Consider the following 11,835-nt stretch of genomic DNA (forward strand, 5'->3'; position numbering starts at 1 on the left):
TGGCGCACGCTGCGGTCGCCGCCCCGCGACTGCCCGCAAGGAGCGCACGAAACGCTCGCGACCGTCAGCACCGCCGGCGACGTGCCTAGAGCAGGCCGATCTTGTTCGGCGGCCAGTACGTCGCGAACGCGCCGCCGATGAACCAGTCGCGCGGCACCGGGCCCCAGAAGCGGCTGTCGTCCGACTCCCCGCGGTTGTCACCCATCATGAACCAGTGGTCCTTGGGAATGGTGATCTCCGTGGGGTAGTCGCAGCTCGACGGGACCGCGCACTCGCGGATGTAGGGCTCGTCGAGCGGCTTGCCGTTGAGGATGACGTGGCCCTCGCGGATGCGGATGCGATCGCCGGGGCCGGCGACCACCCGCTTGATGAAGTTCACGTCGGCCTTGTCGTCCGTCGGCTTCGGGCAGATCTCCCGGTCCGCGACGGGGATGCCGCACTGCGGGTCGCCGTCGGTCTGCGCCCCGGTCGGCGGGTGGAAGACCATCACCTCGCCGACCTCGGGATCGCTGAAGTTGTTGCCGATCCGGTTGACGAGCACGCGCTGGTCGACCTCGAGGGTCGGCACCATCGACTCGCTCGGGATGCGGTAGGGCTTGACCAAGAAGGCCTGGATGCCGAGCGCCAGCCCAAGCGCAACGGCGACGATCACGAAGAGCTCCACGATGGAGCCCCCCGTGGACTTCTTCTTGGTCTTCAACTCCCTAGGACTTGTCGGCGTCGGCGGCCGGCTCGTCGGCCGGGGCCTCGCCCGCCGAAGCGCCCTCGGCGCCCTCGGGCGCGTCGGTCGGCTCGTCGGCGGCGGTGGCCTCACCGGTCGGCTCGGCGACCTCGGTGACCGTCTCCTCGGCCACGGCGCCCTCGGCGTCGGTGGCCTCGGTGGCAGCAGCGGCCTCCGCCTCGAGCTGCGCGGCCGGGTCGTTCAGCAGACCGGGCTCGACCGTCTCCTCCGGGCCGACGTAGCGGCGCTCGCGGACGCGCGCGGCCTTGCCGACGCGGTCGCGGAGGTAGTACAGCTTCGCGCGACGGACGTCACCGCGGGCAGCGACCTCGATCTTCTCGATCTTGGGCGAGTGGACCGGGAACGTGCGCTCGACACCGACGCCGAACGACTGCTTGCGGACGGTGAAGGTCTCCCGCGCGCCGTGGCCCTGGCGCTTGATGACGACACCCTCGAAGACCTGCGTGCGGCGCCGGTTGCCTTCGATGACCTGGAAGTGGACGCGCACGCGGTCGCCGGCCTGGAAGCGCGGGACGCGACGGAGCTGTGCGCTCTCGAGTTGTTCGATGACACCGGGCATAACGGATCAGCAGGGTAGCGAACGCCGCGCGGGCCACGGGTGAAATCTCGTGGGCGCACGCAGACGCGGCAGCGCGCGCCGACCGACGCGCCCGCGAGCCGCGCGAGCGCGCGTCAGCCGCCGGAGCCCCGCTCCGCCGACCGCGCGCGGCGCCACGAGTGGATCTCGGCGTGGTGGCCTGAGAGCAGGACGTCCGGCACCTTCCAGCCGCGGTACTCGGCCGGGCGCGTGTAGTGCGGGTACTCCGGGTTGCCGCCGAGCGCGGCGGAGAACGACTCCTCCACCGCCGACTCCTCGTGGCCGAGCGAGCCCGGGAGCTTGCGGAGCACCGCGTCCGCGGCGACCATCGCCGCGAGCTCGCCGCCCGCCAGCACGTAGCGGCCGATCGACATGACGTCCGAGCAGAAGTGCTGGATGATCCGCTCGTCGAAGCCCTCGTAGCGCCCGCACAGCAGCGTGATCGCCGGCTCTTCGGCAAGCTCGTTCACCCACGCGTCGTCGAGCTGACGGCCGCCGGGCGTGAGTGCGATGACGCGCCGCTGCTGCTTGAGCTCGACCGGGTCGACGCCGTAGAACGCCTGCAGCGCCTGGTCCATCACGTCGACGCGGAGCACCATCCCCGCTCCCCCGCCGAACGGCGTGTCGTCGACGACGCGGCCCGACAGCGTGGTGTGGTCGCGCGGGTTGAGCGTGCGCAGGTCGTGGCCGGCGGCGAGCGCGTTGCGGACGTGGCGCTGGGTGCGGAACCACTCGAACCACTCCGGGAACAGGGTCACGACGTCAAGCTGCACCGAGGAACTCCCCGTTCACGACGATCTTCTTCGCGGCGACGTCGACCGAGACGATGCAGTCGCGCACGAGCGGGACGAGCGTGCCGTCGTCGAGCTCCAGCAGCTCGCACGACGGATACGCGAGCAGGCGCTTGACGGTGCCGAGCGCGGCGTCCGCGGACGTGACGACCGCGCATCCCTCGAGGTCCTCCGCGGCGTACTCGTCGGCCTCCAGCGGCGGCTTCTCGGCGCCGCGCACCACGAGCTCGCGCCCGCGCAGCGCCTCGGCGGCGGTGCGGTCGGCGGCGGCGGTGACGCGCACGATCGGCGCGGCCTCGGTGCCCTTGACGGCGACGACCTCGCCGAGGTCGCCTTCGAGGGGCGCGCCGACGACCAGCAGCCCCGGCAGCGCGTCGATGACGTGGAAGGACCCGTCGAGCCCGTGCGCACGCCCGACCCGGCCGGCGCGCATCAGGCTGTGAGGTCCCGCGAGGGGACCACGCTAATCGACGATGTCGAGCAGCACCCGCTTGTGCTCACGCACGGCAGATGCCTTCACGATGGTGCGCAGCGCGTTGGCGGTGCGACCGCCCCGGCCGATCACGCGGCCGTAGTCGTCCTCGTCGACGGAGAGCTCGAGGACGATCGTGCCGTCCTCCTCCTCGAACTGCTCGACAGCGACCGCCTCGGGCTTCGAGACGAGCATCGAGACCAGATCGACGAGGAGGGGCTTCAGCGTGCGACCGGGTCGATGCCCTGCGTCCGCAGAAGCTTGCGGACCTGATCAGTCGGCTGCGCGCCGCGCGCCAGCCAGCCGCGGACCTTCTCCTCGTCGACCTTGATGGTCGACGGCTCGGTCTGCGCGTTGTAGTGCCCGAGGATCTCGATGACGCGGCCGTCACGCTTGGAGCGCTGATCCGCGGCGACGATGCGCCAGACCGGATCCTTGCGGCCGCCGATGCGGGTGAGTCGAAGTCGAACTGCCATAAGTGCGGGCGAGAGGATAGCGGGTGTGCGGGAGATGCCTAGCGGCGCTGGCCCATGAGCGCGCCGAGATCGGGCATCCGCCCCCGCCCCAGCTGCTTCATGACCTTCCGCATCTGCGCGAACTGCTTGATGAGCCCGTTCACCTGCTGCACGCTCGTCCCGCTCCCCTTCGCGATCCGCGCGCGCCGCGAGCCGTTGATCATCTGCGGCCGCCGGCGCTCCTCAGGCGTCATCGACAGGACGATCGCCTCGATGCGATCGAGCTCCTTCTCGTCGATCTTGACGTTGCGCATCTGGGCACCCATGCCGGGGATCATCCCCAGCAGCGACTGCAGCGGGCCCATCTTCCGCATCATCTTCATCTGGTCGAGGAAGTCCTCGAACGTGAACTCGTCCTTGCGGAGCTTGCGCTCGAGCTCCTTCGCGCGGTCCTCGTCGACCTGCTGCTCGGCGCGCTCGATGAACGACAGGACGTCGCCCATGCCGAGGATGCGCTGGGCCATCCGGTCGGGGTGGAACTTCTCGAAGTTCTCGAGCTTCTCGCCGGTCGACGCGTAGAGGATCGGCTTGCCGGTGACGGCCTTGACGCTCAGCGCCGCGCCACCGCGGGCATCGCCGTCGAGCTTCGACATCACGACGCCGTCGAAGTCCACCGCCTCGGAGAACTGCTCGGCGACGTTGACCGCGTCCTGGCCGGTCATCGCGTCGACCACGAGCAGGATCGCGTGCGGCTTGACGGCCTTGCGGATGTTCTTGAGCTCCTCCATGAGGCGCTCGTCCACGTGCAGGCGGCCGGACGTGTCGACGATGAGGACGTCCTTGCCGTCCATCTTCGCCTTGTCCAGCGCCCACCGCGCGATGTCGACCGGGTCCTTGTCGGTCCCCTGCTCGTACACCTCGGCGCCCGCCTGGCCGCCGACCTTGATCAGCTGGTCGACCGCCGCCGGGCGGTAGACGTCGCACGCGGCGACGGCGACCGACGACTTGTTGTTCTCGCGCAGGTGCTTGGCGAGCTTCGCCGTGGCGGTCGTCTTGCCCGAGCCCTGCAGACCGGCCATGAGGATGACCGTCGGCGGCCGCGGCGAGAACGTGATCCCGCCGGCCGCGCCGCCCATCAGCGCGGTCAGCTCCTCGTTGACGATCTTGACGACCTGCTGCCCGGGGTTGAGCTGGCCGATCACGTCGGCGCCCAGGCACCGCTCCTTCACCGTCTTGGTGAACTGGCGGACGACCTTGAAGTTCACGTCCGCCTCGAGGAGCGCGAGCCGGATCTCGCGCATGGCGGCGTTGACGTCGTCCTCGGTGAGCGTCCCGCGCTGGCGGACGTCCGCGAGGGTCTGCTGGAGCTTCTCGGAGAGCGAGTCGAACAAGGCTGTGAAGTCTAGGCGGCCCTAGGCCTGGCGGATCAGCGTGACGCCGTCGCGCACGGTCAGCACCACCTGGACCGTGCGCGGGTCGGCCAGGACGTGCTCGTTGAACCGCCCGATCGCCGGGTTGCGCTCGTGCCCCAGCGTGTTGTCGGCGACGATCAGCCCGCGCTCGGCGAGCTTGGGGAGCACCGCCTCGTAGTAGTCGACGTAGCCGTCCTTGTTGGCGTCGATGAAGACGAGGTCGAACGGCCCGTCCAGCCCGGCGAGCGACTCCAGCGCGTCGCCCTCGCGGACCGACACGCGCCCGTGCTGCTCGACGTGGCGCCGGGCGAACGCGGCGCGCTCTGGGTCGGCCTCCAGCGTGATGATCCGGCCCGACGGCGGCAGCGCCCGCGCCATCGACAGCGCGCTGTAGCCGCTGTACGTCCCGATCTCCACCACGAGCGACGGCTGCGTGAGCCAGACGAGGAACTCGAGCAGCCGCCCGACCACCGGCCCCGAGAGCATCGTCGGCGACGACAGCGTCGCGCGCGTCGCCTCGGCCAGGTCGCGCAGGTAGTGGTCCTGCGGCGTCGTGTGAGCCTCGGCGTACGCCTCGAAGTCGGGGCTCACGGCGTGGGCGGCGGCGGCGTGGGCTGGTGGTTGTCGGCGCGGGCGGGCGGGGCCGGCGGGGCGGGCGGCGCGGGCGCGAGCCGCTGGGTCAGCCCGCTCAGCGCCTGCGTGACCTCGCTCGGGATCACCCACACCTTGTTCGCGTCGCCCTGCGCGATCTGCGGGAGCATCTGCAGGTACTGGTAGCTGAGCAGCTCCTGGTCCGGCCGGCCCTCGTGGATCGCCTCGAACACGGTCTCGATCGCCTTCGACTCGCCCTCCGCGCGCAGGATCGCGGCCTGCTTGGCGCCCTCGGCCCGCAGCACCGCGGACTGCTTCTCGCCCTCGGCCGTGAGGATCTGCGACTGCTTGACGCCCTCGGCGTTGAGGATCGCGGCGCGTCGGTCGCGCTCTGCCCGCATCTGCTTCTCCATCGCCTCCTGGATGGTCGCGGGCGGGTCGATCGACTTGAGCTCGACCCGGTTGACGCGGATGCCCCACCGGCCGGTGGCCTCGTCGAGGACGGTCCGCAGCTGCGTGTTGATCGCGTCGCGCGAGGTGAGCGTCTCCTCCAGCGTCAGGCCGCCGATGACGTTGCGCAGCGTCGTCACCGTGAGCTGCTCGATCGCCTGCAGCGGGTTGGCGACCTCGTACGTCACGCCGCGCGGGTCGGTGATCGTGAAGTACAGGACGGTGTCGATGCCGACCGTCACGTTGTCCTTCGTGATGACCGCCTGGGGCTGGAACGAGACGACCTGCTCGCGGAGGTCGATCAGCGGCTTCACGCGATCGATGAACGGGACGACGATCGACAGACCCGGGTCCAGCGTGCGCGAGTAGCGGCCCAGCCGCTCGACGACGCCGGCGCGCGCCTGCGGGATGATCTTGATGGTCTTGGCGGCGAGGAAGAGCGCGAAGAGCGCCAGGACCCCGATGACGATCAGACCTTCCACGGCTGCCTCCTCATTGGCTCACGAGCGCGGTCGCGCCCCGGATCTCGATCACATGCACGCGGGTGCCCGGCTCGATGACGTCGTCCTCGTCGTACGGCCGCGCCGTCCAGACCTCGCCTTCGAGCTTCACGCACCCGCCCGACTCGCTGACCTGCTCGACCACCGTCGCCGTCCGGCCGACGAGCGCCGCGGTACCGGTGCGCAGCTGCGTGGGCGTGCGCAGGTGACGGCGCGCGATCGGCCGCAGCATGAGCAGCGTCAGCGCCGAGACGACGAGGAACACGATCCCCGAGGCGGCCAGGCCTCCGCCGAGCGCGGACACGACCGTGGCGACGAGCGCCCCGATCGCGAACGGGCCGAGGAAGAAGCTGGTGGTGACCACCTCCCCCATCCCCAGGAGCACGGCGGCGATGAGCCAGACAACCCACTCTTCCATGTGGCGCCCAGATTAGTGGCGCGGGGTGATGAGCGCGACCGGAAGCCCGAGTCCGGCCTCGCGCCGCAGCGTCGCGATCCGTCGTCCGGGCTGCACCGCGTCGCGCGGCGTGCCGCACCGTTCGCCCAGGCGCGCGCACGCCGCGTCGAGGTCGTCGACCACGATCGTCAGCCCCCAGAAGCGGACGTCGCCGTCAGCGGGGCCGCCCACCTCGAGCAGGCACGGGCCGAGGACGAAGAACGCCTGGCGGAACTCGCCCCGCTCCCCCGCCTCGCGCGTGCGCCGGTAGTCGAGCCCGGCCTCGCGCAGCTTGCCGACCGTGCGGTCGAAGTCGGGCGTCACCACGACGACGTGGTCGACCGCGCTCGCGCCGATCGGGTGCGTCGCGGGCGGCGGCGGAGGGTCGGACGACGGGCAGGCGCCGAGGCCGTCGAGGTCGCGGTTGTCCAGGTCGCGGAACGACCATCCGACCATCCCGTCGCCGTCCGCGCCGAGCTGGAAGCGGACGCCGCCGACGCTCATGCGCCCCTCGACGTCCACGTCGAAGCCGAGCCGCCGCCACGCCTCGGGCGCGTCCCCCAGGACGATCTGGTCGAGCGTCGGGCGGGCGGGCGCGGGCGCCGGCGTGCTCACGCGTCGCCGGTGGTGAGGAGCGCGCGGGCGAAGTCGTCGGCGTCGAACGGGCGCAGGTCCTCCAGCGCCTCGCCGATGCCGATCAGCTTCACGGGGATCTGCAGCTCGTTGGCGATCGCCAGCGCGATCCCGCCCTTCGCGGTGCCGTCGAGCTTGGTGAGCACGATGCCGTCGACCGGGACGGCGTCCGAGAAGAGCTTGGCCTGACGCAGGCCGTTCTGGCCGGTGGTCGAGTCGACGGTGAGCAGCGTCTCGTGCGGCGCGTCCGGGATCTGCTTGGCGATGACCTTGGAGATCTTCGTCAGCTCGGCCATCAGGTGGTCCTGGTTCTGGAGCCGGCCCGCGGTGTCGATGAGCACGACGTCCGCGCCCGACTCGCGCCCCTTGGCGACCGCGTCGAACGCGACGGAGCCCGGGTCCTGCCCCTCCTTCGACGGCACGATGATCGGCACGTCGGCGCGCGTCGCCCAGCCCTGGAGCTGCTCGACGGCGGCGGCGCGGAACGTGTCGGCGGCGCCGAGCACGACGTTGAGGCCGAGCTCCTTGCGCAGGTGCCAGGCGAGCTTGCCGAGCGTCGTCGTCTTGCCCGTGCCGTTGACGCCGACCATGAGGATCACGGTCGGCTCGTGGCGCAGGTCGATCCGCTCCTCGCCCGTGCGCGCGATGCCCGCGAGCAGCTCGGTGAGCCGCTGCGTGAGCGCCTCGCCGCCTTCGATCTCGCCGGACTCGGCCTCGCGCTCGAGCTTCTCGACCACCTCGGCGGTGGTCTTCGCGCCGACGTCGGCCATGATCAGCGCCTCCTCCAGGCGCTCCCACGTCTCGTCGTCGAGGTTCTCGAACAGCGTCGCCTGGACCTCGGCGGCCAGGGCCTGCCGGGTCTTGGACATGTTGTCCCGCAGGCGGCGGAAGAAGCCGCGGCGGCGCGTGCCCTGCTCCTCCGCCGGCTCGTCGGCCGCGGCGCCCGGGAGCGCGCGGTCGGTGATGAAGAGGTCCTGCCAGTCGCGTGCCACGTCGGCGCGCGACGATAGCGTGACCGGCCCGTGCCCGAGTTCCGTGTCGTCGACGCCACCGTCCCGCCCGCGTCCGTGCTGATCGAGGCGATGGTCGAGGACCTGGTCCCGATCTACGGGCGGATCGACGTGCCCGGCGCGCCGGCGGGTGGGCCGGAGCAGTTCGGCGCCGAGCGCGGCGGCGCGTTCGTGGTCGGGTTCGACGACGGGCAGCCGGTCTGCGGCGGCGGCATCAAGCGGCTCGCGGACGGCGTGTGCGAGATCAAGCGCATGTACACCGTCCCGGCCGCGCGCGGGCGCGGGCTGGCGAAGGAGCTGCTGCGCGCGCTGGAGGACGCGGCGCGGGAGCTGGGCTACGCGCGCGTCCGGCTCGACACCGGCCCCAAGCAGCCGCACGCCGAGCGGCTCTACCGCGCGGCCGGCTACGAGGAGATCGCCGACTACAACGGCAACCCGTTCGCCTCGTTCTGGGGCGAGAAGGCGCTCTAGCAGCCCGACTCGGGGTCGGTCGCGACGGGCCGCGCGGAGCTGCACTGGCCCCAGCCCTTCGCCGCCCACGCGCTGCTCGTGCCGCCGACCTGCTCGAGCCCGGTGGGGACGAGCACCCGAGCGCCGTTGGTGACGTGGACGTGCCTCCCCGCGACCGCGCCGTAGACGTAGGCGGAGTTGCCGAGCACGAGGTTGCTGTTCGGCGCGTGGACGAGGCCGGCGAAGCGCACCTGGTTGCCCCACGTGATCTCCTGGCCGTTGCCGTAGAAGTAGACCTCGACGTTCTTCGCGCGCGTCGAGAGCTGCGCCGCGTCGGTGTCGGCGACCGTGCTCGGCCAGTTGAAACGGGCCGAGTTCTCCGTGAGCAGGTTGCCGCTGCCGGGCCGGCAGGACGAGTCCGGGCGGGTCGGCGAGTCGATGAAGATCCGTGTCTTCTCGGTGGTCGAGAAGTCGATGCTGCCCTGGTTGCCGAGGCTGAGCGAGCAGAGGTGGAAGTCGCCGCCGCGGCGGATCACGATGCGGCCGTCGTTGCCGAGGTTCATCACCCGCGCGTTCGCGTTCCACGTCGCGTTGCCCGTGTACGTCGTGGCGCCGGCCTGGCTGCTGAGCAGGTCGTTCTGGTTGGTTCGCTCGACCGCTTCCCATTCCACCGGCGGCGGGTCGATCACGTACTCGGTCGTGACGGTCGTCTGCGGCGGCGGGTACGGACGCGTGTCCCGGTGGACGGCGATCGAGCCGCCCTGCAGCACCGACAGCGTCCAGCTCGACCGCGTGCACGCCGTCCCGAAGACGTTCGCGATGAGGTTCGTGCTCGAGTTGCGGTTCGTGTCGACGATGACGTTGCTGGCGACGGTCGCGGGCGGGCAGCCGTCGAGCTGCGGCGAGTTGTCGAGCACCACGCCGTCGAGGCCGAGGATGCCGACCCAGTGGCGCGTGCCGCGCGGCGCGATGATCTGCGCCTGGACCCGCCGGGTCACGCCGTTCACCGTCCCGCTCGACGTCACGCAGCGGCGCATCGCGCCCGGGGGGACGACGGCGCCCGGGACCTCGTAGCAGCCGTTCGGGGTGGCGGACGCGGGTGAGACCGTGAAGCTGAAGCTCGCCCCCGGCCCGAGCGACTCCGTGTACGCCGGGCACTCGCCCGGCGCCGCGCCGCTCGTGCCGGGCTGGACGCCGCCGCTCGTCAGGCACTGCGCGTCGGGGAGCGTGGTGCCGAGCGTGCGCAGGCGCGCCACCGCGACGCCGACGCCGGCGTCCGCGGCGGAGAACGCGCGCTTGCTCCACTCGTCCTCCCCGGAGGTCGAGGTGAGCCGGTCGGCGCCGTTGGCGACCGTCGCGGTGAGGATCATGCAGATGAGGAGCACCGCGAGCGCGACCGGCATCGCGATGCCGTCCTCGGCGCGGAGGCTGCTGCGGAGCTTCGTCATGTCGCGGGGGCGGGGACGACGGTGGAGGCGACGACCGGCTGCGGGAGCGTCCAGGCGCCGCCGGGGACGACGGCCACCGTCACGCGCCGGGCGGGCACGGGGGTGGTCAGCGCGGGGTCGTCGTACGCGGTGATGTAGACGTGGATCGTCCCGGTCAGGCGGCCGTCGTCGAAGGTCTGGCTGGTCTGCACCGTGCCGCCGAGGACGAGCGGCTCCACCTTCGTGGCGTCACGCGTGTCCCACTGGTACTGGTTGCCGGAGCGCACCTGCGCGTCCGGGCTGCCGGCGGTGGTGGACGGCGCGGGCGCGGCGGTGAGGCCGAGCGACGTGTAGGGGAGCGCGCGGACGCGCTCGATCTCGCGCTCGGCCCGGTGCGCGGAGGCCTCGCGCACCTCGGAGCGGTTGATCGAGTCGCGCGAGATGTTGAGGCTGCCGGCGACGCCGAGGATGCCGACGAGCAGCAGCAGCGAGGCGGCGAGCACCTCGGTGAGCGTGAAGCCGTCCTGCGACGACCAGCGACTACGTGAGCGCACCGGCGTTCCTCAACGCGAAGCCATCCTCGAGCCGCACCTCGTGGCGCGGGCCGGTCCCGCGCTCCCCCGAGGCGGGCACGCGGAGGGTGACGCGGACGTAGGTGACGACGCCTGCGTCGGTCGTCGTCGCGAAGACGTCGGGGCTGGCGACGCGGTCGACGAGGACCCGGGTGGAGGTCGTCGCCCCTGCCGCGCTGACCTCGCTGCGCGTGCAGCGGCGCAGGCCGGCGAGCGTCGGATGCGCGCCGGTGCAGTCGATCACGACGCGCCGGGTGCGGCCCTGGATGTGGACGTCGAGGTCGAGCCGCGACGCCGTCGCGGCGTTGACGCGGTAGGCGTGGCGCGCCTCGCGGACCAGCCCGTCGAGCTGCGCCTGCGCCTCGCGCAGGACGAGCGCCCGCTCGCGGTCCTCGGCGGAGATGCGGGTCGTCTGCTCGAGCACGGTGAGGACCGCGCCGACGATGATCAGCATCAGCACGCACGTCACGAGCAGCTCGACGAGCATGAACCCGCGCTCGCCGCGCAGCGTCTCCCGGGCCGCGGGAGGAGATGCAGGAAGCCCCGCCACGGGCCGTGGATTCGGCGCTTTGCGGCCGCCGTTGAGTGACCGCGGACACCGGACGGACGCTCCTGGCGCGCGGCCGCCCCTGAGCGTCAGTCATGGCGCGTTTCAGCGGTCGTTGCGGCCGCCGGTGAGCGCCGCCCCCGCGCCGAGCGCGAGGTACACACCGCCGGTGACGAACCGCTGGCGCGCCGCGAACCCGCGGCTCCGCTGCAGGCGGTTGCGCAGTGCGGCGGCGCCGAACGCCCACAGCAGGTCGGTGGCCGTGCCGATCGTGAAGAGGATCAGCCCGAGGACGACGATCTGCGGCGCCGCGCTCGCGTCCGGGTCGACGAACTGCGGCAGGAACGCGAGGAAGAACAGCGCGACCTTCGGGTTGAGCACGTTCACCAGCACGCCCTCGGCGAACGTCCGCCGCAGCGGCGCGGGCCGCGCGGCGGCGCCGTCGGCGAGGAGGGCAGCGTCGCGGGCGCGGATCGTGCGGATGCCGAGGTAGACGAGGTACGCCGCGCCGGCGTAGCGGACGAGGTCGAACGCGAGCGCCGACGACGCGATCAGCGCGCTCAGCCCCACCGTCGCCGCGGCGATGTGGATCAGCGTCCCGACCTCCACCCCCAACGCCGACGCGACCCCGTGCCGGCGCCCCTGCGCGACCGACCGCGTCGCGATGTAGATCAGGTTCGGGCCGGGGACGACGATCAGCGCGAGCCCGGCGAGGGTGAAGACGAGGAGCGTGCCGGCGTCGGGCATGGCGCGGGACGCTACCGGCCCGC

17 protein-coding genes are annotated in these 11,835 nt (G+C 72.0%); 1 reads left to right on the forward strand and 16 read right to left on the reverse strand.

All coding sequences use genetic code 11. The features are described 5' to 3' along the window. Positions 1 to 85: 85 nt before the first annotated feature. From lepB to ftsY, 12 genes are all read right to left on the reverse strand, one after another. Positions 86 to 700, reverse strand: a complete 615-nt coding sequence (gene lepB, locus AC1UE5_RS18425) for a signal peptidase I (protein WP_482926196.1) — start codon at positions 698 to 700, stop codon at positions 86 to 88. 4 nt (positions 701 to 704) lie between these two features. Next, on the reverse strand, positions 705 to 1,301 hold the full coding sequence (gene rplS, locus AC1UE5_RS18430; RefSeq protein ID WP_482926198.1) for a 50S ribosomal protein L19: 597 nt from the start codon (positions 1,299 to 1,301) through the stop codon (positions 705 to 707). Positions 1,302 to 1,414: 113 nt separating this feature from the next. Next, positions 1,415 to 2,077 carry a tRNA (guanosine(37)-N1)-methyltransferase TrmD gene (gene trmD / locus AC1UE5_RS18435; protein WP_482926200.1) on the reverse strand — a complete coding sequence of 221 codons (663 nt, stop codon included), beginning with the start codon at positions 2,075 to 2,077 and terminating at the stop codon, positions 1,415 to 1,417. A 4-nt stretch (positions 2,078 to 2,081) separates the two neighbouring features. Continuing rightward, the gene (gene rimM, locus AC1UE5_RS18440; protein WP_482926201.1) at positions 2,082 to 2,543 is read right to left on the reverse strand and encodes a ribosome maturation factor RimM; all 462 of its coding nucleotides are present in this window, start codon (positions 2,541 to 2,543) and stop codon (positions 2,082 to 2,084) included. A gap of 30 nt (positions 2,544 to 2,573) precedes the next feature. Continuing rightward, a complete protein-coding gene (locus tag AC1UE5_RS18445; protein ID WP_482926402.1) occupies positions 2,574 to 2,807 on the reverse strand; it encodes a KH domain-containing protein in 234 nt (77 codons plus the stop codon). Continuing rightward, positions 2,804 to 3,058, reverse strand: coding sequence for a 30S ribosomal protein S16 (rpsP, locus tag AC1UE5_RS18450; RefSeq protein WP_482926203.1), 255 nt, complete (start codon positions 3,056 to 3,058; stop codon positions 2,804 to 2,806). The genes AC1UE5_RS18445 and rpsP overlap by 4 nt, the downstream gene beginning before the upstream one ends. Before the next feature lie 38 nt (positions 3,059 to 3,096). Further along, the gene (ffh, locus tag AC1UE5_RS18455; protein WP_482926205.1) at positions 3,097 to 4,428 is read right to left on the reverse strand and encodes a signal recognition particle protein; all 1,332 of its coding nucleotides are present in this window, start codon (positions 4,426 to 4,428) and stop codon (positions 3,097 to 3,099) included. Positions 4,429 to 4,449: 21 nt separating this feature from the next. Continuing rightward, complete coding sequence (locus AC1UE5_RS18460; RefSeq protein ID WP_482926207.1) at positions 4,450 to 5,040, reverse strand: O-methyltransferase; 591 nt, start codon at positions 5,038 to 5,040, stop codon at positions 4,450 to 4,452. Beyond that, a complete protein-coding gene (locus tag AC1UE5_RS18465; RefSeq protein ID WP_482926209.1) occupies positions 5,037 to 5,972 on the reverse strand; it encodes an SPFH domain-containing protein in 936 nt (311 codons plus the stop codon). Before AC1UE5_RS18465 ends, AC1UE5_RS18460 begins: the two co-directional genes overlap by 4 nt. Positions 5,973 to 5,982: 10 nt before the next feature. Then, the gene (locus AC1UE5_RS18470; RefSeq protein ID WP_482926211.1) at positions 5,983 to 6,408 is read right to left on the reverse strand and encodes an NfeD family protein; all 426 of its coding nucleotides are present in this window, start codon (positions 6,406 to 6,408) and stop codon (positions 5,983 to 5,985) included. 12 nt (positions 6,409 to 6,420) lie between these two features. Next, entirely contained in the window at positions 6,421 to 7,041 is a 621-nt protein-coding gene (locus AC1UE5_RS18475) for a VOC family protein (protein WP_482926213.1), read from the reverse strand. Then, complete coding sequence (gene ftsY, locus AC1UE5_RS18480) at positions 7,038 to 8,051, reverse strand: signal recognition particle-docking protein FtsY (RefSeq protein ID WP_482926215.1); 1,014 nt, start codon at positions 8,049 to 8,051, stop codon at positions 7,038 to 7,040. The genes AC1UE5_RS18475 and ftsY overlap by 4 nt, the downstream gene beginning before the upstream one ends. Positions 8,052 to 8,081: 30 nt before the next feature. Between ftsY and AC1UE5_RS18485 the strand changes: the two genes are divergently transcribed. After that, the gene (locus AC1UE5_RS18485; protein ID WP_482926217.1) at positions 8,082 to 8,540 is read left to right on the forward strand and encodes a GNAT family N-acetyltransferase; all 459 of its coding nucleotides are present in this window, start codon (positions 8,082 to 8,084) and stop codon (positions 8,538 to 8,540) included. Here the strand turns inward: AC1UE5_RS18485 and AC1UE5_RS18490 are convergent. The 4 genes from AC1UE5_RS18490 to AC1UE5_RS18505 form a co-directional block, all read right to left on the reverse strand. Continuing rightward, positions 8,537 to 9,967 carry a DUF7305 domain-containing protein gene (locus AC1UE5_RS18490; protein WP_482926219.1) on the reverse strand — a complete coding sequence of 477 codons (1,431 nt, stop codon included), beginning with the start codon at positions 9,965 to 9,967 and terminating at the stop codon, positions 8,537 to 8,539. The genes AC1UE5_RS18485 and AC1UE5_RS18490 overlap by 4 nt on opposite strands. Continuing rightward, complete coding sequence (locus tag AC1UE5_RS18495; RefSeq protein ID WP_482926221.1) at positions 9,964 to 10,500, reverse strand: prepilin-type N-terminal cleavage/methylation domain-containing protein; 537 nt, start codon at positions 10,498 to 10,500, stop codon at positions 9,964 to 9,966. Before AC1UE5_RS18495 ends, AC1UE5_RS18490 begins: the two co-directional genes overlap by 4 nt. After that, positions 10,487 to 11,068 carry a PilW family protein gene (locus tag AC1UE5_RS18500; RefSeq protein WP_482926223.1) on the reverse strand — a complete coding sequence of 194 codons (582 nt, stop codon included), beginning with the start codon at positions 11,066 to 11,068 and terminating at the stop codon, positions 10,487 to 10,489. The genes AC1UE5_RS18495 and AC1UE5_RS18500 overlap by 14 nt, the downstream gene beginning before the upstream one ends. A 102-nt stretch (positions 11,069 to 11,170) precedes the next feature. Continuing rightward, positions 11,171 to 11,812 carry a LysE family translocator gene (locus AC1UE5_RS18505; RefSeq protein ID WP_482926225.1) on the reverse strand — a complete coding sequence of 214 codons (642 nt, stop codon included), beginning with the start codon at positions 11,810 to 11,812 and terminating at the stop codon, positions 11,171 to 11,173. Between the last annotated feature and the right edge of the window lie 23 nt (positions 11,813 to 11,835).

The organism is Parviterribacter multiflagellatus, assembly GCF_056863265.1.

Coding starts and splice junctions, on each gene's coding strand:
- rplS (WP_482926198.1), bottom strand. CDS start 1,301: ATGCCCGGTGTCATCGAACAACTCGAGAGCGCACAGCTCCGTCGCGTC.
- rimM (WP_482926201.1), bottom strand. CDS start 2,543: ATGCGCGCCGGCCGGGTCGGGCGTGCGCACGGGCTCGACGGGTCCTTC.
- rpsP (WP_482926203.1), bottom strand. CDS start 3,058: ATGGCAGTTCGACTTCGACTCACCCGCATCGGCGGCCGCAAGGATCCG.
- AC1UE5_RS18470 (WP_482926211.1), bottom strand. CDS start 6,408: ATGGAAGAGTGGGTTGTCTGGCTCATCGCCGCCGTGCTCCTGGGGATG.
- AC1UE5_RS18490 (WP_482926219.1), bottom strand. CDS start 9,967: ATGACGAAGCTCCGCAGCAGCCTCCGCGCCGAGGACGGCATCGCGATG.
- AC1UE5_RS18505 (WP_482926225.1), bottom strand. CDS start 11,812: ATGCCCGACGCCGGCACGCTCCTCGTCTTCACCCTCGCCGGGCTCGCG.